Here is a 19,134-nt window from a genome sequence, read left to right on the forward strand (position 1 = left end):
ATGATTCGTTTTGACAAGGTCAGCAAGGTATACAGCGGCGGCCATCAGGCGCTGCAAAAGGTCAGCTTTCACCTGCGCAAGGGGGAGATGGCTTTTCTGACCGGGCACTCGGGGGCGGGCAAGAGTACCCTCCTCAAACTGATCAGCGTGATGGAGCGTCCGACCGATGGTCGCGTCTTCTTCCATGGCGACGATGTCAGCCATATCCAGCGCAGCCAGATCCCCTATGTTCGCCGCCAGATCGGGATGATCTTTCAGGATCACCGCCTGCTGATGGACCGCACCGTGTTCGACAACGTGGCGCTGCCGCTGGTGATCGATGGCTACAGCCATGCGGACATCAACAAGCGGGTGGCGGCGGCGCTGGACAAGGTAGGGTTGCTCGGCAAGGAGCGTTACCAGCCGCGCATGCTCTCCGGTGGTGAGCAACAGCGGGTCGGCATCGCCCGTGCCATCGTCAACAAGCCGCCGCTGCTGCTGGCGGATGAACCGACCGGCAACCTGGATCCCCAGCTCTCCATGGATATCATGCGGCTATTTCAGGAGTTCAACAATTTTGGGGTCTCGGTGCTGATTGCCACCCACGATCTGGGGCTGATCGCTCGCATGCGCTATCGCACCCTGACCCTCAAGGCGGGTCGCATGTATTCGGCCGGGGAGGAGCTCTGATGGCTATCGTTCGTCATAAACAACCGCCGCTGCGCCGTCTGATGATGTACGGGGTTGATCATGTGCGGCAGGCGTTTGCCAGTCTCGGGGAGTTGTGGCGCAATCCGCTCGCCTCACTGATGACGCTGGCGGTGCTTGGCGTCAGCTTGGCACTGCCCTCCTGTTTCCATGTGCTGCTGAAAAACGCCGAGGTGGTGGAGGGGAGCTGGCAGAGCAGTTCCCAGATCTCCCTTTACCTGCGCAAGGATCTGCCGGAGCAGAGCATTCTCGATCTGCAGCACCGGATCCTGCTCTATCCCGAGGTGGATTCGGTCACCTACCTGAGCCGTGACGATGCGTTGCGGGAGTTTCGCGAGATCTCCGGCTTCGGCGATGCGCTCGATTATCTGGACAGCAACCCGCTACCGCCTGTGCTGAGCGTCATTCCGGATCCACGCTGGCAGAACCCTGAAGGGGCCGCCGAGCTGCTCAGCAAGCTCAATAACGAGGTGGGGGTCGAGCAGGGCAAGCTGGATCTGCAGTGGCTGACCCGGTTGCAGGGGATCATGAACCTGCTGCGCCACACCATTACCGGTATCGCGGTGCTGCTACTCTCCGCCGTGTTGCTGATCGTCGGCAATACCCTGCGTCTCAATATCCTCAACCAGCGTTCCGAGATTGAAGTGCTCAAGCTGGTGGGGGCGACCGACTCCTTTATTCATCGTCCCTTCCTCTATACCGGCATCTGGTTTGGGGTGATCGGCGGCATGCTGGCCTGGTGGCTGACCGAAGTGATGGTGATCTGGAGCGAAGGGGTGGTGAAGGAGCTGGCGGGCTTGTATAACAGTAAATTCCGGCTGGTTGGCATGGGGGCGGTAGACGGGATCAATCTGATCTTGCTGGGCGCCCTGCTGGGGCTGATTGCCTCCTGGTTCTCGGTCCATCGCCACATTCGCGACATCGAACCATCCTGATTACTTTGTCATCAAAGTAAATCGCTGGATTTTGAGAGGCGGATCAAGTAAAAGAGGGGCCGTTTCTGGCTTGGCCCCCATAGTCAGAGTATTCTGAATAACAATGATCTTCCGGATCTTCGCTAGATCCAGTGAACCTTCTGATTTATAAGCAGTCTATTAAAGCTGAAGCATTTATACGGGTGTGGCCCCTCTGCCTTGCTCGTCAGACTTGGCAAGCATGTGAAGGTTGCGAGCTCCGCAACAATGGACTTAGCATGCTACTTTTCGGGGGTCCTTCATTGTGACCCCCTTTTTTTGACTGTTCATTCATGATTCATCCTGCAGGCTTAAGATAAGCCGGTCTAAAACTGGGCATGTTCTTTGATACACGCCGCAGAATGGCATCCGGTCAGTAGACAGACCCTCTCAGGGTGTTAGACTGATTCGATTGAAAAGTAAGAGGTAACAGATGGGAACTTCATTGCAGCGCACTATGGCTCTGATTCCGCAAGGTAGTCTGGAAGGCTATATCCAGGCAGTAAACTCTATTCCTGTGTTGAGCGCAGAGGAAGAGCGTGAACTGGCTGAGCGTTTGCAGCAGGATGGCGATCTCGAGGCTGCCCGTCAGCTGGTTATGTCGCACCTGCGCTTTGTCGTTCATGTCGCCAAGAGTTATGCCGGTTACGGTCTGCCTCAGGCCGATCTGGTTCAGGAAGGCAACATCGGCCTGATGAAGGCGGTCAAGCGCTTCGACCCGACGGTCGGCGTGCGTCTGGTCTCCTTTGCCGTGCACTGGATCAAGGCCGAAATCCACGAATATGTCCTGCGCAACTGGCGCATGGTCAAGGTGGCGACCACCAAGGCCCAGCGCAAGCTCTTCTTCAACCTGCGCAAATCCAAAAAGCGTCTGGGCTGGCTGAACCACGAAGAGGTTCAGGCCGTGGCGGCCGATCTCGGCGTCTCTGCCGCTGACGTGACCGAGATGGAAGCGCGGATGGCCAACTACGATCAGGCGTTCGATCTGGTGGGTGACGATGAGGAAGAGGGCGGTTTCGCTCCGGTTCACTATCTGGAGGACAAATCCTCCGATCTGGCCGCGACCATCGAGAACGACAACTGGGACGATCATGCGACCCGTCGTCTGAGCTCGGCCCTCGCCACCCTGGATGAGCGCAGCCAGCACATCATCCGCGCCCGCTGGCTCGATGATGACAGCAAGACCACTCTGCAGGAGCTGGCCGATACCTACGGCGTCTCTGCCGAGCGTGTGCGTCAGCTTGAGAAGAACGCACTCAAGAAGCTGAAAGATGCCATGGAAGCCTGATGCTTCCTCTCATAAAAACAGGGCCTGATGGCCCTGTTTTTGTTTCGCAGGGATCTGGTCGGCCTTGCTTTGGTTACCCTTGAGTGTGTTATGTTGCCGCCACTGCCACATTAGGGAGAGCAGAAGTGAAACTGTTGAACGACCTGTTTACCAACAACCGTGAGTGGGCCGAACGGATCAAAGCCGAAGATCCCGCTTTCTTTGCCACTCTTTCTGCCCAGCAGGCCCCCGAATACCTCTGGATTGGTTGTTCCGACAGCCGGGTCCCCGCCAACCAGCTGATGGGGTTGCTGCCGGGGGATGTCTTCGTCCACCGCAACGTCGCCAATCTGGTGGTACATACCGATTTCAACTGCCTCTCCGTGCTGCAATACGCGGTAGAAGTCCTCAAGGTGAAGCACATCATTGTCTGCGGTCACTACGGTTGCGGCGGCGTCAAGGCCGCGATGCAGAACCAGGAGCTGGGGCTCATCGACAACTGGCTGCGCAACATCAAGGATGTCTACTTCAAATACGGTGAAGAGCTCGAGGCCATCGAGGATGAGCACGAGCGCTTCGACTATCTGTGCGAGCTGAACGTGGCCGAGCAGGTTGCCAACGTCTGCCACACCACCATCATCCAGAACGCTTGGCGCAAGGGGCAGGAGCTGGCGGTGCATGGCTGGATCTACGGGATCAAGGATGGCTTGCTGCACGATCTCGATCTCTGCATCAGCGGCCCGGATCAGATCCCCGATGTCTATCGCGCCTGGCCGGACATGCGTCCGCCCCACCGTCGGCGCTAGGGAGCTTCATGGTGGCGCCAGCTCTCTATCTGCAGATCAAGCAGCACATTCTGGACGGGATCCGCGAACGCCACTATCAGGCGGGGGACAGGATCCCGACCGAAGCGGCCCTGTGCGAGCAGTTCACCGTGAGCCGGATGACGGTCAACCGGGCGCTGCGGGAGCTGGTGGCTGAGGGGTGGCTGGTGCGTACCGCCGGTTCCGGTAGCTTCGTGGCGGACAGGCGCACCGAATCGCCGCTGCTGGCTATTCGCAATATTGCCGACGAGATCGCCGAGCGTGGCGGCCAATACAGTGCCCGGGTTATCCGGCTGCAGCGACTGGCCGCCGACGAGAAGGTGGCGGTACAACTGGGGCTGCGGGTTGGCGCCCCCATCTTTCACAGCCTGATCGTCCATCAGGCCGATGGGGAGCCGTTGCAATTGGAGGAGCGCTTCGTCGATGCCGGGCGCTTGCCTGGCTATGGCGAGCAGGATTTTACCCAACAGACCCCCAACCGCTATCTGATGGATGTCTGTCCCCTCTCCGAGATGGAGCACGTGGTGGAAGCCGTGTTGCCCAGCGCCGGTGAGGCGGGATTGTTGCAGATCCGCGTAGATTCCCCCTGTCTGTTGTTGCACCGGCGTACCTGGTCGGAGGGGCATCTGGTCTCCTACGCCCGTTTGCTCTCCCCCGGTTCCCGCTACAAGCTCAGCTCCAAGACTCAGCTGGAGTAAATGTCTATACAACTCGATTTTGCAAAGCCCACCTCCTGGTGGGCTTTTTTGTGCTTAAACTCTAAGTTTGATGCTGTTATCAGGATGTGAATTTCGCTCTTCCTTTCGTCATAGAGATCGACTATAAGAATATGTATATACATTTGAGGTCGCTATGAACAAGGAACTGTTGAACTGCGAGCGGGTCTGGCTCAACGTGACGCCCGCCACCCTGAATGATGAGCTGGCCGACTACGGCCTGCTGCCGCTCCACGCCATCGGCGTGCAGGATGGCAAGATCCACGCGCTGGTGCCGATGACCGAACTGAAGGGGCCGTATCCTGCTCACTGGCAGGATATGCGGGGCAAGCTGGTCACCCCCGGCCTTATCGATTGTCACACCCATCTGGTCTTCGCCGGTAGCCGTGCCGAGGAGTTCGAGCTGCGCCAGCAGGGAGTGCCCTATGCCGAGATCGCCCGTCGGGGCGGCGGCATCATCAGCACGGTGCGTGCCACCCGTGCCACCAGCGAAGAGCAATTGTTCGAGCTGGCGCTGCCGAGGGTGAAATCCCTGATCCGCGAAGGGGTCACCACGGTGGAGATCAAGTCCGGCTATGGCCTGACGCTGGATGACGAACTCAAGATGCTGCGGGTGGCCCGCCGACTGGGAGAGGCGTTGCCGATCCGGGTCAAGACCACTCTGCTGGCGGCCCATGCGGTGCCGCCTGAATATCGCGACGATCCCGACAGCTGGGTCGAGACCATCTGTCAGGAGATCATTCCGGCTGCCGCCGAGGCGGGTCTGGCCGATGCGGTGGATGTCTTCTGCGAGCACATCGGCTTCTCGTTGGCCCAGACCGAGCAGGTCTATCTGGCGGCGGATCAATATGGCCTGCCGGTGAAGGGGCATATGGATCAGCTCTCCAATCTCGGTGGCAGCACCCTCGCAGCCAACTTTGGCGCCCTCTCGGTGGATCATCTGGAGTATCTGGATCCGGAAGGGATCCTGGCGCTGGCCCACCGTGGCGTGGTCGCCACCCTGCTGCCCACCGCCTTCTACTTCCTCAAAGAGACCAAGCTGCCGCCGGTTGCCGCCCTGCGCAAGGCGGGTGTGGCGATGGCGGTCTCCTCCGACATCAACCCGGGTACTGCCCCCATCGTCTCGCTGCGGATGGCGATGAACATGGCCTGCACCCTGTTTGGCCTGACCCCGGTGGAGGCCATGGTCGGGGTGACCCGTCACGCCGCCAAAGCGCTCGGCGAGCAGGATCGCCTTGGCCAGCTCAGGGTCGGCATGGCGGCCGATTTTCTGATCTGGCACTGCGCCCATCCGGCCGAGCTGAGCTACATGGTTGGCGTCGATCAGCTGGCAAGTCGCATCTTCAACGGCGAGGAGACCCTTCATGGATAAGTTCAACCTGGTCGATATGTCGCTCTGGCAAGGGCGGCAGGATCCGGAAGATGGCGAACTGGCCCTGCGCTGGCATGACAAGGTGCAGCCCTGGACCGCCGGGGCACAAGAGGCTGCCGGTGTAGTGCTGCTCGGGTTTTCTTGCGATGAAGGGGTACGCCGCAACAAGGGGCGTGTCGGTGCCGCCGGTGCGCCGCAAGCGGTGCGCAAGCTGCTGGCCAACACCGCCTGGCATCTGAGTCGCCCCGTCTACGATGGTGGGGATGTGAGCTGTACCGATGGGGATCTTGATGCCGCCCACGGCCGTCTGGCTGAGCTGGTCGCCGCTGCGCTCGAACTGGGCCATTTCCCGCTGGTGCTGGGGGGCGGTCACGAGGTGGCCTTCGGCAGCTGGAGCGGCCTCAACTTGCATCTGGCGGGTCAGGGGCGAGTCGGCATTATCAATTTTGACGCCCACTTCGACCTGCGGATGAAGCAGGAGCTGGCGAGCTCCGGCACCCCCTTCTTCCAGATCGCCGAGCAGTGCGCCGCTCAGGGCACACCGTTTCACTACGCCTGTCTCGGGGTGGCCGAGACCGCCAATACCCAAGCCCTGTTTGCCCGTGCCAAGGCGCTGGGTGTGTGGCATGTGCTGGACGAGGCGATGACCCAGACCGGGTTGCCAGTCTTGCTAAGCGGACTGGATGCCTTTATCGCCGATTGTGATCACCTCTATCTGACCATCGATCTCGATGTGCTGCCTGGCTCCGTGATGCCGGGAGTGAGCGCCCCCGCCGCCCGCGGCGTGGAGCTGGTGGTCATCGAACCGCTGATCGCCCATATCCGGGCCAGCGGCAAGCTCAGGCTCGCTGATCTGGCCGAGTACAACCCGACGCTGGATCAGGACAACCGCAGTGCCCGCGTGGCCGCGCGACTGGTTCATCTGTTGACCCGTTAACCCCTTTGGCCGCACATCGCCGAAGGCACCCTATTGATACAACAAGGAGTGTGTATGTCTGTACAACAGCAGGATCCCCGTCATGATCCGAACCGCGTGATCCGTGCCCCGCGCGGCACCGAACTGACCGCCAAGAGCTGGCTCACCGAAGCGCCGCTGCGGATGCTGATGAACAACCTGGACCCCGAGGTGGCCGAGCATCCCCAGTCGCTGGTGGTCTATGGCGGCATCGGTCGCGCCGCCCGCAACTGGGCCTGCTTTGACAAGATCGTCGAGGTGCTGACCCGGCTCGAGGAAAACGAGACCCTGCTGGTGCAATCCGGCAAGCCGGTCGGGGTGTTCCAGACCCACAAGGATGCGCCGCGGGTGCTGATCGCCAACTCCAATCTGGTGCCGCATTGGGCCAACTGGGAGCACTTCAATGAGCTCGATAAGAAGGGCCTGATGATGTACGGCCAGATGACTGCGGGTTCGTGGATCTATATCGGCACCCAGGGGATCGTGCAGGGCACCTACGAGACCTTCTTCGCGGTGGCTAATCAGCACTTCAACGGTGAACCCAAAGGGCGCTGGATCCTGACCGGTGGTCTCGGCGGCATGGGCGGTGCCCAGCCGCTGGCCGCCACCATGGCCGGCTTCTCGATGATCGCGGTGGAGTGCGACGAGACCCGCATCGATTTTCGTCTGCGCACCCGTTATGTGGACAAGAAGGCTCACACTCTGGATGAGGCGCTTGCCATGATCGAAGAGGCCAAGCAGAGCGGCAGCGCCATCTCCGTCGGTCTGCTCGGCAACGCCGCCGACGTCTTCGCCGAGCTGGTGGCCCGGGGTATCACCCCGGATGTGGTGACCGACCAGACCTCCGCCCACGACCCGGTGCACGGCTACCTGCCGCAGGGTTGGAGCGTGGCAAAGTGGCGCGAGCTGCAGCAGAGTGCCCCGCAGGAGGTGAATCTGGCCGCTCGTCGCTCCATGGCCCGTCAGGTGGAGGCGATGCTGACCCTGCAAGAGCGCGGCGCGGCGACTCTGGATTACGGCAATAACATCCGTCAGATGGCGCTTGAGGAGGGGGTGAAAAATGCCTTCGACTTCCCCGGCTTCGTCCCCGCCTATATCCGCCCGCTGTTCTGCGAGGGGATTGGGCCATTCCGCTGGGTGGCCCTCTCCGGCGATCCGGAAGATATCTACAAGACCGATCAGAAGGTGAAAGAGCTGATCCCCGATGATCCTCACCTGCACAACTGGCTCGACATGGCCCGCGAGCGCATCGCGTTTCAGGGGCTGCCGGCGCGGATCTGCTGGGTCGGGGTCAAGGATCGGGTACGCCTCGGTCTGGCCTTCAACGAGATGGTGAAAAACGGTGAGCTGAAAGCCCCCATCGTCATTGGCCGCGACCATCTGGATTCCGGCTCGGTGGCGAGCCCGAACCGCGAGACCGAGTCGATGATGGATGGCTCAGATGCCGTCTCCGACTGGCCGCTGCTCAACGCCCTGCTCAACACCGCTGGCGGCGCGACCTGGGTTTCCCTGCACCACGGCGGCGGGGTCGGCATGGGCTTCTCCCAGCACTCCGGCGTGGTGATCGTCTGTGATGGCTCCGATGACGCGGCTCGCCGCGTCGGTCGGGTGCTGCGCAATGACCCGGCCACCGGGGTGATGCGCCATGCGGATGCGGGCTACGAGATTGCCATCAACTGTGCCCGCGAGGCGAAACTGGATCTGCCGATGATTGACGGCGCCAACGGTGTCAAAGGAAAGGTGTAACACCATGTTTGAATTGACTATTACCCCGGGCAAGCTGGATCTTGCCACCCTGCGCCGCGTCAGCCGCGAGCCGGTACATATTGCACTGGATCCGGCTGCGTTGCCGGCGATCCACGCCTCTGCCGCCACTGTCTCCCGGGTGATTGAGCAGGGACGCGTGGTGTACGGCATCAATACCGGCTTTGGCCTGCTGGCCAATACCCGGATCCCGGTGGATCAGCTCGACGAGCTGCAGCGATCCATCGTGCTCTCCCACGCTGCGGGCATTGGCACCTATATGGATGACGCCACCGTGCGGTTGATGATGGTGCTCAAGCTCAACTCGCTGGCGCGGGGTTTCTCCGGCATCCGGCTGGAGGTGCTGGAGGCGCTGATGAAGCTGGTCAACGCCGAGGTTTATCCGCTGGTGCCGAAGAAGGGATCCGTCGGCGCTTCCGGCGATCTGGCGCCGCTGGCCCATATGAGCTGCCTGCTGATCGGTGAAGGCAAGGCTCGTCACGACGGGCGCGAGATCGATGCGAGCGAAGCGTTGCGGATCGCCGGGCTTGAGCCCATCGCGTTGGCACCGAAAGAGGGGTTGGCGCTGCTCAACGGCACCCAGGCGAGCACCGCCTTTGCGCTGGAAGGACTGTTCCACGCCGAGGATCTGTTCGCCGGAGCCATCACCATCGGTGCCATGAGCGTGGAGGCTGCCCTTGGCAGCCGCCGTCCGTTCGATGTCCGCATCCACGCGGTGCGCGGTCAGCGTGGCCAGATTGATGCGGCTACCTGCTATCGACATCTGCTGGGGGATCTCAGCGAGATCGGCATGTCCCATCACAACTGCGAGAAGGTGCAGGATCCCTACTCATTGCGCTGCCAGCCGCAGGTGATGGGTGCCTGCCTGACCCAGATCCGTCAGGCGGCCGAGGTGTTGGTGTGCGAAGCCAACTCTGTCTCCGACAACCCGCTGGTGTTTGCCGATGACGAAGAGATCATCTCTGGCGGTAACTTTCACGCCGAGCCGGTGGCCTTTGCGGCCGATAATCTGGCGCTGGCCATCGCCGAAATCGGCTCGCTCTCCGAGCGGCGGATGGCACTGCTGATCGACTCGCGGATGTCCGGCCTGCCGGCGTTTCTGGTCAACAATGGCGGGGTCAACTCCGGCTTCATGATCGCTCAGGTCACCTCGGCGGCGCTCGCCTCCGAGAACAAGACCCTGGCCCATCCGGCCTCGGTAGACAGCCTGCCCACCTCCGCCAATCAGGAGGATCATGTCTCCATGGCGACCTTTGCCGGCCGCCGGCTGGCGGATATGGCGGAAAACACCCGTGGCATTCTGGCAGTCGAACTGCTGGCGGCGGCGCAGGGGCTAGATTTCCGTGCTCCGCTGCGGGCCAGCGAGGGGGTGGAAGTGGCCAAGGGGCGGCTGCGCGCTCATGTCCCCTTCTACGACAAGGACAGGTACTTTGCCCCTGATATCGAGGCTGCAGCCGCGCTGCTGGGGCGTGCCAGCTACAACGATCTGATCCCGGCCGGGGTGCTGCCCAGCCTGTAAGCCATGATCCCCCTTCTCCCCTGGCGGGAGAAGGGTATGGGATGAGGGGGAAGACGCTTCACTGGTGTCCGTGAGATCCCGGAGCAGATAACAAAAGACCGCCCATCGGGCGGTCTTTGCATTTCTGGTGTTGGCTGGATGTGGTTATTCGTGCTCGAACATCAGGAACAGATAGACCACGAACAACACCAGATGGGTCGCACCATGGAGCACATTGGTGCGGCCGCTGCTGAAGGTCACTTTACAGACCATCAGGGTCGTGACCAGCAGCACCATATCGGCGGGGGAGAGGCCAAGGCGTACCTCCTGACCCAGCATGGAGCCGATAAAGAGCACGGCAGGCACGGTGAGGGCGATGGTGGCCAGCACAGAGCCGAAGTAGAGGTTCATTGCCCGCTGCAGCTGGTTGTTGAAGGCGGCTTTGATGGCGCCGACTGCTTCGGGTGCCAGCACGATGCAGGCGACGATAAAACCGCCCAGTGCGGCGGGTGCTTCCATCACATGCACCCCGTAGTTGATGGGGATGGCCAGGGTCTTGGCCAGCAGGATCACCACCAGCAGGTAGGCGAGCAGCAGGATGGTGTGATAGACGTTGCTCTGCAGCGGGCCGTGGTGCTCCTCGTAATCCTCGTGATCGCTGTCGACGAAGAAGTGGCTGTGGCTGCGGGTCTGGATCAGCAGAAAGACCCCGTAGAGCAGGATCGAGATGATGATCAACATCCACGACATGGCGCGCGACATACTGCCGATTGCACCACCCTCGGTGAAGTTGGGCAGCACCAGACAGAGCAGGGCCAGCGGGATGATGGCCACCAGATAGGATTTCACCCCGTCCAGATTGAAGCTCTGGGTGTGGTACCGCCAGCCGCCAAACAGCAGGGTGAAGCCCACCAGACCGGTACTCACCAGCATCACTACCGCAAACATGGTATCGCGGGCCATGGTGGGGTTGGGCTCACCGGTCAGCATCACCGAGGAGATCATCACCACCTCCAGCGAGATGACCGAGAGGGTGAGGATCAGGGTGCCGAAGGGCTCGCCCAGCTTGATGGCGAGGGCATCGGAGTGGCGCACCACCGAGAAGATGGCCCAGGTGACGATGGCCAGTAGTGCCGCCGAAACCGGAAGATAGATCCCGAGCGGAGTTGTCTCTGTCAGCAGGTCACTGCCCAGGGTCTTGAAAAAGAGCAGGGTCAGCAGGCCAACGGGCAGGGCAATCTCTTGCCGGATAACTGTCTTCATAGGCAATGGTTCTCTATTGGGGGTCTTGACGACCGGATGACATAAACAGGCTGCACGGTTATCGGTTGCGCAATAACCGGCTCCTTATGATAAAGGTTGTTATCCCCGTCAGGGCAGATCATTTTGTTGCTGAATGTAAATAAGGGGTGGCAGGAGGCGGTTCGACTTCACCATGGCGCCGGGCTAAGGCCAGTAGGGGGATTTACCCGCCTGGTGGCCGGAGCGCTACCGCCAGCATCAACCTGATGATGTCGAGCCGATGACCAAACTGTTTCGCGGCCAGATCCTGCCATATCTGCGTTAGCTGGCCTTCTGGTGTTGCAACTGCCACTCCCGTTGCCAGTGGGTCAGTATCTTCAGCGGCATGGGCTTGCCGAAGAAGTAGCCCTGGATCAGATAGACGCCGTGCTGGCTCAGATAGTCGACCTGCAACTGGCTCTCGACCCCTTCGGCGATCATCTCCATGCCCGATTCCCGACCGAAGACGATGATGGCATCCAGTACGCTGCGCTTGAGGTCGTTGGTGCCTATGGTATCGACGAACATCTTGTCGATCTTGATTTGGCGGATCCCCAGGCTCTGCAGGTAGGCAAAGCCGCCGTAGCCGGTACCGAAATCATCCAGCTTGAAGTGATACCCCATCTGTTGCAGCAGGGTGATCTCCTCGGTGGCCGCCTTGATGTCGAGGATCGGCTTGCGCTCCGTCAGCTCGAAGGTGAGCCGGGTGGGTGAGGGGTTTTGGCTGTGAGCGAGCAAGGTGCGCAGCAGGGGCTGCTCGATATGGGCCGCCACCAGATTGACGCTGACCCACTGCTCCGGTGCCAGCTGCGGCAGGTCGGTGATCACCTGCTCCAGCAACTGTTCGGTCATCGGCAGGATCAGTCCCTGCTCCTCTGCATATTCGATAAAGGTGCCCGGGGGGATCAGCTCGTTTCCCCGCTGCCAGCGCAGCAGCGCCTCGAATCCCACCACTTGGTGGGTACGGGCATCCACTATCGGCTGGTACAGGGGAATAAATTCCCTGCGTATCAATCCTGTTTGCAGCAGTCCCTTGAGGGAGCGCCGATAGCTGCGCAGCAGCCAGTATGTGACGCTTAACAGGGCGCCGAGCGCGATACCGAACCAGAGACCGTAGTGATTGAGTTGGTCATGGGCATATTGCTCCAGCGCTTTACCCGCCCAGACCGTCTGTTTGGTGAGTTCATTGGGATCGAAGAAACTCAGGCTGATATTGCTCTCTTCCTGTTTGATCTCCTTGTCGCCACGGGGAAAGTGGACTGTGCTTGCATCGGCATCCTGTCGGCTGAACTCCAGATAGAAGCAGTGGCTGCAGGGGTGTTGCAGCAGGTCGTGGCTCCAGCTGTTATCCAGCACCCAGTAGGCGAGGTTGTCGCCGGATCGGTAAAAAGCCACCAGCTCCTGCTCGGTATTGTATTTGGCCACGGTGGCGGTAATCCCCAACTTGCCAAACTTCTGCCCGCTGTTCTGGAGCTCTTTGATCAGCGGGATCTCCACCCCCAGGCTGGAGCAGCTGTTGCCGGAAGCGAGCTCCAACCCTTGCAGTCGGATATGAGCGCTGTAGAAGCGCGGATCGCGCAGCAGCTCCATGTCTTTGGCGCCGCAGTTGAACTCAAATTGTGCCAGTTGTTTGTTGATGGCAGCATCCAGCTCCCGGTGGCGTACGGCCATGGCTCCCTTGAGCTCGGCAACCTTCTCTTCCAGCATATGAAAGGCCATCGGCTTGGCAAACCACAGGCCGAGAAACTGGCTGCCCACGACAGGCAGGACGAACAGCAACAGAGCGATCCAGACGGGTGATTTACGCAAAGGAAGTACCTGCCAGTTTCATGAGACACAAATGGACTTTGCCATCATAGAGCATTAGTGCAATCAATTTGAGTCCGAGTTGTCACACTTGTTGATTGATTTTTTAACTGCATGATTTTAAATGTGTTTATTATTAACTTTGGCTAGATTCAATCGCTGACCTGTCATAAATGACAATTGCTCAGCTTATCCGAACTGCATTAGAGTAGCCCTGCGGTTTGACTCACCGTGTGTTCAATACTCCTGTATCTGTTTTTTGTCAGTAGCACAGAGTGTTAGTTTTGATATGAGTGTTCCTTTTGGTCCCCTTTGAGGGACCATTTTTCTGTCTGTCATCCCGCCCTTTCCCGCGTCTGCAGCCCGTCATCCTTGGTATTCTCCCTCTGCTTTGGGTTATGCTTGCCCGCTTAAATTGCAGAAGCGGGATCTTCATCCATAGCTGTGGCCCGATCGCCGCTGCTACCATGAGGCGACATGGATGATGCTGGGCATACGGAAAGGCGCATGAAACTCACTACACAGCTTGTCTCATTTATCACCCTTTGCGTGATCGCAGCCATGGCGACCGTGCTGATTGGCGGGGTGTTCAGCTTTCGCGAGCTGGGCATGGAGTTGCAGCAAAAGAAGGTCGATGCGCTGGTCGAAGTGATCGACAAGCAGCTCGATGTTGCTCACGATATGGAAGATATGAGCCACTGGCTGCCCACCCTGCTGCGGGCTGCCCATGTAGTCGAGCTGGAGGTGCGCCAGAATAACCAGCGGGTCTACTGGTTCCGCGATGTGCGCAATCCGGTCGACGAGCAGCTGCTGGTGCCATACAGCCACCCCCTGCCCCATCAGGCCGGCATGCAGGCCAACTTCAAACTGGAGCGCCCCTTCAAGGAGGCGGAATACTCCATCAAGGCAATGTCCGGCATCTCGCTGGGGATCTTTATCGTGGTGTTCGGTCTCTGGTACTCCATCCGCTGGCTGCGCCAGCAGTTGCGCGGGGCCGAGCTGCTGGGCATTCGTGCCCAGCTGATCCTCGATGACAAGCTCTCCAAACTGAGTCATGACCCCGGCGAAGAGTGGCCGGTGGCCGCCAGTCAGGCCCTCGATCATCTGCTCGCCGAGCTGGCGGATGCCCGCAAGGAGCGCAGCCGCTTCGACAACTTCATTCGCAGCAACGCCTTCGTCGACAAGATGACCGGCATCGGCAACCGGCTGTTTTTCGACAACCGGCTGGAGAGCGCCATCATGGAGGCGAGCGTGATGAGCGGCGGCGTGCTGCTGATCGATCTCGCCTGTCTGGAGGAGCTGGAGGCCGATCAGTTCGAGCTGCTGGGGCACGATTTGATGATGGAGGCGAGCGCCACCATAGGTGCCTTCGTGCGCAAGCATAACGGCGCCCTGCAGGCCCGCTACGCCGGTCAGGTCTTTGCGGTGTTGCTGCCCAATATGTCCGAGAGCGAGATGGTGGATAGCGCCAGCCAGCTGCTGAAGAGCCTGCAACGGCTGCATTGGCCGCAGGAGGTCAATCCGGAGACTGCGGTCTATCTCGGCGCCGTCTGTTATCAGGCACAAGACAGCCTGCTCAAGGTGCAGGAGGAGGCGGAGCTGGCCCTCAAGAGCGCCCGTCTGCAAGGGCACAACGGCTGGTTCCTCTACGAGAAGCAGTTGGATGAGGAGCAGAGCAGCAAGGGCACGGTACGCTGGCGCACCCTGATCAGCCGCCGTCTCGAAGAGCACGGCATCGAATTTTACACCCAGCCGATCCAGCAGGATCGGGGGCAGGTGGTGTTGCAGCAGGAGCTGCTCACCTATCTGCACGATGAGCAGGGGCGTGCCCTGCAGGCGGGGATCTTCATGCCGATGGCGGAGAAGGTGGGCTTGTTGCTGCAACTGGATCGGCTGGTGGCGGAGCAGACCCTCGCCCTGCTGCGCCAGCGCTCCGAGCAGAGCTGCCCCATCAGCCTGACCCTCAGTGCCCAGAGCCTGCTCAACCGCGAGTTCCAGCGCTGGCTCTTCTTCGCCCTGTTTCAGCTGCCGCGCAGCACCAACGAGCGGTTGATCCTGCAACTCTCGGAATCCCAGGTGACCCGCCACTTCGAGGCGCTCAAGCGGCCGCTGCGCTCCCTGCGGATGCTGGGCTGCCAGCTGGCCATCGATCATGCCGGTCAGGATGTGGTGAGCACCCAGTACATCAAGGAGTTCGAGATCAACTTCCTCAAGCTGCACCCCAGCCTGGTGCGGGAGATCCATGCCCGTCAGGTCAACCAGATGGCGGTGCGCAGTCTGGTGGGGGGCTGCGCCAACACCCGCACCCGGGTGCTGGCAGTGGGGGTGGAGAGTGGCGACGAGTGGAAGATGCTGCGCCACCTCGGGGTGCATGCCGGGCAGGGGCCCTGGTTTGCCGAGCCCCAGCGCCTGGTGCTGGAACCGGCTGGTGATTGAGATAAACGAGAGAGGGTCGCCTTGGGGCGACCCTCTGTTGTTTGCGGTACTGTTTGCGGTTGCCGTCAGGCGGGGATCACAGTCGCCCCTGCTCCCGCAGCCCGGCGAGCCCTTGCATGCCGCCAGTGTGGATAAAGACTATTTTGCTGCCGGTGGCGATGCGGCCCGCCGCCAGTTCGCGAAAGAGCCCCCACATCGCCTTGCCGCTGTAGATGGGCTCAAGGGGCAGATCGGTCGTTGCGCTGAAATTCTGCACCCACTGCCAGAGGGCCGGGCTGAATTTGGCGTAGCCACCATCGTGGTGATCGAGCGCGATGCGCCAACCGGGGATGCTGGCTGCCGCGGGATGGAGGCGACACACCTCGTCAGCGATAAAGTCGCCTCCTTTCAGTACCGCAATGGCGAGGATCTGCTCCCGATCCTGCTTGCCAGCGATCAGGCCCGCCAGAGTGCCGCCGCTGGCGCAGGGCAGTACCCAGAGATCCGGTGAGAAGGGCACTTCGCCTACCAGTTCCGCCACCCCGGGGATGGCCAGCGGGCTGCTACCCCCTTCCGGCACGATCAGGGTATCGGGAGCATCGAATTGGGCCAGCCAGTCGGGATCCTGCCGTCGCCGGTAACTCTGGCGGTCGACGAAAACGAGATCCATGCCCCAGTGCCGGGCATCCCGAAGGGTAGAGTTACTGACGGCGTCATATTCGCCCCGTATGATACCGGTAGTACGAAGACCAGATTGGCACCCCGCTGCCGCCAGCGCGTGGATATGATTGGAGTAGGCGCCGCCAAACGAGAGCAGATGCCGTTTGTCGTGCTCTTTGGCATGCCGCAGGTGGTACTTGAGCTTGCGCCACTTGTTGCCGGAGATGGCCGGATGGATCAGATCATCCCGCTTGCACCACAGCTCGACGCCATAGCGGGTCAGCAACGGATGGTGGAGGCGTTGCAGGGGGGAAGGGAGGATGGCTTGACCCTCTGACTCGGCGGAAAGGCTGGCTTGCAATGGTGAGTCCGTCTTTTAATCTGGAGGCTAATCTGCTGTTTATGTTAATATTTCATACATTTAATCAATATTGATGGGCGGGCTTACATGAAACAACTGTTCAGACGGTCGACGCCAAGCCGCCAGGTCGGGCTCTTGCTGGCCAATGACAGGATCATGCTGGCTGCGGTGGGCAATCCCCCCGTCTTCGCGACGCGCACCATCAACGGCCCACAGGAGTGGGCAGTGGCCATGAACGAGCTGTTCAGCCGTCACGGGCTGGCCAAGTCTACGGTGCGGGTGGCCCTCGCCGCCAGCCTTTATCAACAGATCCAGATCGACAAGCCTGCCGTGCCTGACGCCGAGATGGCGGGGGCGCTCCCCTGGGCCATCAAGGATTATGTCAGCGAACCCGTGCTGCAACTGGCGATGGATTATGTGGACTTGCCCACCCCGCCTGCCGGTCGCCCGCGCATCAATGTGATCTGCTTGCCCAAGAGCCGGGTGCAGCAGCTAGCCGATGCCATCAACGGCATCGCGACCCTGCAATCCATCATCAGCGACGAATTGGCGCTCACCTCTCTCTATGACGCTGACGAGACGGTGCGCATGCTGCTGTGGCAGCCAAAGGGGCAGGATCTGCAACTGCTGGTCTTCCATCAGGGCGGGCTCTGCTTCTCCCGCCAGCTGCGCGGTTTCACCAGCCTGACTGGCGAACATGAGCCGGACAGCATGCTGCTCGATTCATTGGCGCTGGAGATCCAGCGCTCCCTCGACTATCTGGCGGGCCAGCTGAAATTGCCCGAGCTGGGGCAGATGCAGTTTGCCGTCGCCTCGCCCTTTATCGGTACCCTGGTGCGCCACATGGAGCAGACCTTTGGCTTTGCCGTCTCCGCCATGGCCAACAAGGCGGTCCTGGCCGGCGTCGAATACCTGTCGGCCTATGCAGCCGCCATCGGGGAGGATGCGTGATGAAACGTCAGATAAACCTCTATGGCGCCGAGTTTCGACCCAAGCGGCAGTGGGCCAGCCTCAATCAGATGGCGCTGGTATGGGGCTTTGCGCTGCTGCTGATCCTGTTGACGGGTGTCGGTTACGGCTGGCAGCAGCAGCAGGTCAGCCGTGCGCTGGCGCAGCGCTCTGCCGAGCTGGAGAACAAACGCAGTGAGGCGCAGCGGCTCGATGCCGAGCTGGCGCGCCATCAGGCGGATCCCCGGCTGCAACAGCAACTGGTCAACAAGCAGGATGAGCTGACGGCCAAGCAGGGGCTGATGCGCCAATTGGGCAGCCTGACCCTGCAAAAATCCCAGGGCTATGCCAGCGTGATGGCGGATCTCTCCCGCATTCGCAACAGCAACCTCTCGTTGCAGCGCATCGAGATCAACGAAGGGCGGATCAACCTCTCCGGCTTTGCCGGACGCAGTCAGGATGTACCGGCCTGGGTCAACCGCTTCAAGCAGACCCCGAGTCTGGTAGGCAAGGAGTTTGGTGAACTGACCCTCGGCCGTGACAAGGAGGGTCGCCTGACCTTCCAGTTGAGCGGCATTGCGCGGGAGAAACCCTGATGAACCTGAAAACACAATGGCAGGCATGGGGCCAGCGTATCGCCGTGTTGAGCCAGCGGGAGCGGGTGTTGATCCTGCTGACTGGTCTGGTGCTGCTGGGCGCGGCCGGACTCTACGGCTGGCTCGATGGCGCCGATACCCGCCTGCAGCAGGATCGTATGGCCCTGAGTGCCGCCGAGCGCGACCTCGAGATCATGGAGCTGGAAAACCTCGGCAAGCAGGCCCGGCTCAAGCGGGATCCCAATCAGGGAGTTCGCGACCAGCTGGCGCAGGTCGAGGCGGATCTGGCCCGGATCGACGATGAGCTGAAGGCCCAGACCGTCGATCTGATCCCGGCGCACGAGATGCCGCTGGTGCTGGAGGCGCTGCTCTCCCGCTCCGCCAACCTTCACATGCTGGCCCTCAGTTCGCTGGAGCCGACCCCGCTGATGGCGGGAGAGCAGAAGGTCAATCTCTACAAGCATGGTATCCGGCTTCAGCTTGAAGGCGGCTATTTCGATGTGTATCAATATCTTAAAGCGCTGGAAGCCTTGCCGCGTCACTTCTACTGGAAGCAGTTCGACTATCAGGTCAAAGCCTATCCCGGCGCGGTGGTGGAGATGGAGATCTACACCCTGAGTACCAGCAAGGAGTTTATCCGTGGCTAGAGTGTTTGCGTTGTGCTGTTGCCTGTTCAGCTTGCTGGTACAGGCGGAGCAGGTCGAAGTATTGCAGGATCCCACCGCGCCACTGGCGGATGTGGCGGTTGGCGCCCGTGCGACCGGCGAGAGCAGCGCCGGTTTGCCGAAGCTGCAGAGTGTGGTGCTGGGCAATGGCCCGGCACTGGCGGTACTCAATGGCAAGAGTTATCGGGTCGGGCAACAGGTGGACGGCTATACGCTGGTGGCCATCAATGCCGATGCCGTGGTGCTGGAAAAGGCGGGAAAACGCCATGCGCTAACACTGTTTGCCAGCAAGATCCGGGTTTGAGTCGTGCTTGCCTCTCGAGAGGTGAATCGGCTTTATCGAGTTTAATTGCAAGTCAGGGTGCC

The 19,134-nt window shown here is 60.7% G+C and carries 17 protein-coding genes; 14 read left to right on the forward strand and 3 right to left on the reverse strand.

Going from position 1 to position 19,134, the window contains the following annotated elements:
• From ftsE to hutH, 9 genes are all read left to right on the forward strand, one after another.
• Positions 1-669, forward strand: coding sequence for a cell division ATP-binding protein FtsE (gene ftsE, locus AB5Y86_RS08505; RefSeq protein WP_005339995.1), 669 nt, complete (start codon positions 1-3; stop codon positions 667-669).
• Positions 669-1,622 carry a permease-like cell division protein FtsX gene (ftsX, locus tag AB5Y86_RS08510; RefSeq protein ID WP_368192585.1) on the forward strand — a complete coding sequence of 318 codons (954 nt, stop codon included), beginning with the start codon at positions 669-671 and terminating at the stop codon, positions 1,620-1,622. The genes ftsE and ftsX overlap by 1 nt, the downstream gene beginning before the upstream one ends.
• A gap of 451 nt (positions 1,623-2,073) precedes the next feature.
• On the forward strand, positions 2,074-2,928 hold the full coding sequence (gene rpoH / locus AB5Y86_RS08515; protein ID WP_005339997.1) for an RNA polymerase sigma factor RpoH: 855 nt from the start codon (positions 2,074-2,076) through the stop codon (positions 2,926-2,928).
• 125 nt (positions 2,929-3,053) lie between these two features.
• Positions 3,054-3,713 carry a carbonate dehydratase gene (can, locus tag AB5Y86_RS08520; protein WP_005339998.1) on the forward strand — a complete coding sequence of 220 codons (660 nt, stop codon included), beginning with the start codon at positions 3,054-3,056 and terminating at the stop codon, positions 3,711-3,713.
• Between the two features lie 11 nt (positions 3,714-3,724).
• Entirely contained in the window at positions 3,725-4,429 is a 705-nt protein-coding gene (hutC, locus tag AB5Y86_RS08525; RefSeq protein WP_144716013.1) for a histidine utilization repressor, read from the forward strand.
• Positions 4,430-4,583: 154 nt separating this feature from the next.
• Positions 4,584-5,819 (forward strand): imidazolonepropionase, encoded by a 1,236-nt coding sequence (hutI, locus tag AB5Y86_RS08530; protein WP_368192586.1) that lies wholly within the window; start codon positions 4,584-4,586, stop codon positions 5,817-5,819.
• The gene (gene hutG, locus AB5Y86_RS08535; protein ID WP_368192587.1) at positions 5,812-6,756 is read left to right on the forward strand and encodes a formimidoylglutamase; all 945 of its coding nucleotides are present in this window, start codon (positions 5,812-5,814) and stop codon (positions 6,754-6,756) included. The genes hutI and hutG overlap by 8 nt, the downstream gene beginning before the upstream one ends.
• Positions 6,757-6,810: 54 nt before the next feature.
• On the forward strand, positions 6,811-8,520 hold the full coding sequence (gene hutU / locus AB5Y86_RS08540) for a urocanate hydratase (RefSeq protein WP_368192588.1): 1,710 nt from the start codon (positions 6,811-6,813) through the stop codon (positions 8,518-8,520).
• Positions 8,521-8,524: 4 nt separating this feature from the next.
• Positions 8,525-10,057: a histidine ammonia-lyase gene (gene hutH / locus AB5Y86_RS08545; protein ID WP_368192589.1), complete on the forward strand. Its 1,533-nt coding sequence runs from the start codon at positions 8,525-8,527 to the stop codon at positions 10,055-10,057.
• Between the two features lie 144 nt (positions 10,058-10,201).
• On the opposite strand, the gene AB5Y86_RS08550 is transcribed toward hutH, so the two are convergent.
• Both AB5Y86_RS08550 and AB5Y86_RS08555 read right to left on the reverse strand, forming a co-directional pair.
• The gene (locus AB5Y86_RS08550) at positions 10,202-11,299 is read right to left on the reverse strand and encodes a calcium:proton antiporter (RefSeq protein ID WP_040069504.1); all 1,098 of its coding nucleotides are present in this window, start codon (positions 11,297-11,299) and stop codon (positions 10,202-10,204) included.
• A gap of 300 nt (positions 11,300-11,599) precedes the next feature.
• Entirely contained in the window at positions 11,600-13,126 is a 1,527-nt protein-coding gene (locus AB5Y86_RS08555) for an EAL domain-containing protein (protein ID WP_252656696.1), read from the reverse strand.
• Between the two features lie 504 nt (positions 13,127-13,630).
• Here AB5Y86_RS08555 and AB5Y86_RS08560 point away from each other — a divergent pair.
• A complete protein-coding gene (locus AB5Y86_RS08560) occupies positions 13,631-15,559 on the forward strand; it encodes an EAL domain-containing protein (protein WP_042052544.1) in 1,929 nt (642 codons plus the stop codon).
• A gap of 76 nt (positions 15,560-15,635) precedes the next feature.
• Here AB5Y86_RS08560 and AB5Y86_RS08565 read toward each other — a convergent pair whose 3' ends face one another.
• Positions 15,636-16,559 carry a 1-aminocyclopropane-1-carboxylate deaminase/D-cysteine desulfhydrase gene (locus tag AB5Y86_RS08565; RefSeq protein WP_368192591.1) on the reverse strand — a complete coding sequence of 308 codons (924 nt, stop codon included), beginning with the start codon at positions 16,557-16,559 and terminating at the stop codon, positions 15,636-15,638.
• An 87-nt stretch (positions 16,560-16,646) separates the two neighbouring features.
• Between AB5Y86_RS08565 and AB5Y86_RS08570 the strand changes: the two genes are divergently transcribed.
• From AB5Y86_RS08570 to AB5Y86_RS08585, 4 genes are read left to right on the forward strand one after another with little or no spacing between them, the layout of a single operon-like run.
• Positions 16,647-17,510 carry a hypothetical protein gene (locus AB5Y86_RS08570; RefSeq protein WP_005340015.1) on the forward strand — a complete coding sequence of 288 codons (864 nt, stop codon included), beginning with the start codon at positions 16,647-16,649 and terminating at the stop codon, positions 17,508-17,510.
• Complete coding sequence (locus AB5Y86_RS08575; protein ID WP_368192593.1) at positions 17,510-18,103, forward strand: PilN domain-containing protein; 594 nt, start codon at positions 17,510-17,512, stop codon at positions 18,101-18,103. Before AB5Y86_RS08570 ends, AB5Y86_RS08575 begins: the two co-directional genes overlap by 1 nt.
• Positions 18,103-18,750: an MSHA biogenesis protein MshJ gene (locus AB5Y86_RS08580; RefSeq protein ID WP_113740377.1), complete on the forward strand. Its 648-nt coding sequence runs from the start codon at positions 18,103-18,105 to the stop codon at positions 18,748-18,750. The genes AB5Y86_RS08575 and AB5Y86_RS08580 overlap by 1 nt, the downstream gene beginning before the upstream one ends.
• Positions 18,743-19,072, forward strand: a complete 330-nt coding sequence (locus AB5Y86_RS08585; protein ID WP_368192594.1) for an MSHA biogenesis protein MshK — start codon at positions 18,743-18,745, stop codon at positions 19,070-19,072. The genes AB5Y86_RS08580 and AB5Y86_RS08585 overlap by 8 nt, the downstream gene beginning before the upstream one ends.
• Positions 19,073-19,134: the final 62 nt, after the last annotated feature.

Origin of the sequence: Aeromonas sp. s8 (assembly GCF_040907785.1) — a bacterium.
GTDB classification, from domain to species: domain Bacteria; phylum Pseudomonadota; class Gammaproteobacteria; order Enterobacterales; family Aeromonadaceae; genus Aeromonas; species Aeromonas veronii.

What these genes read in the sequence shown, in the direction of transcription:
- rpoH (WP_005339997.1), top strand. Translation starts at nt 2,074, where the DNA reads ATGGGAACTTCATTGCAGCGCACTATGGCTCTGATTCCGCAAGGTAGT.
- hutI (WP_368192586.1), top strand. Translation starts at nt 4,584, where the DNA reads ATGAACAAGGAACTGTTGAACTGCGAGCGGGTCTGGCTCAACGTGACG.
- AB5Y86_RS08580 (WP_113740377.1), top strand. Translation starts at nt 18,103, where the DNA reads ATGAACCTGAAAACACAATGGCAGGCATGGGGCCAGCGTATCGCCGTG.
- AB5Y86_RS08560 (WP_042052544.1), top strand. Translation starts at nt 13,631, where the DNA reads ATGAAACTCACTACACAGCTTGTCTCATTTATCACCCTTTGCGTGATC.
- hutG (WP_368192587.1), top strand. Translation starts at nt 5,812, where the DNA reads ATGGATAAGTTCAACCTGGTCGATATGTCGCTCTGGCAAGGGCGGCAG.
- ftsX (WP_368192585.1), top strand. Translation starts at nt 669, where the DNA reads ATGGCTATCGTTCGTCATAAACAACCGCCGCTGCGCCGTCTGATGATG.
- hutH (WP_368192589.1), top strand. Translation starts at nt 8,525, where the DNA reads ATGTTTGAATTGACTATTACCCCGGGCAAGCTGGATCTTGCCACCCTG.
- AB5Y86_RS08575 (WP_368192593.1), top strand. Translation starts at nt 17,510, where the DNA reads ATGAAACGTCAGATAAACCTCTATGGCGCCGAGTTTCGACCCAAGCGG.
- ftsE (WP_005339995.1), top strand. Translation starts at nt 1, where the DNA reads ATGATTCGTTTTGACAAGGTCAGCAAGGTATACAGCGGCGGCCATCAG.
- AB5Y86_RS08570 (WP_005340015.1), top strand. Translation starts at nt 16,647, where the DNA reads ATGAAACAACTGTTCAGACGGTCGACGCCAAGCCGCCAGGTCGGGCTC.
- AB5Y86_RS08550 (WP_040069504.1), bottom strand. Translation starts at nt 11,299, where the DNA reads ATGAAGACAGTTATCCGGCAAGAGATTGCCCTGCCCGTTGGCCTGCTG.
- hutU (WP_368192588.1), top strand. Translation starts at nt 6,811, where the DNA reads ATGTCTGTACAACAGCAGGATCCCCGTCATGATCCGAACCGCGTGATC.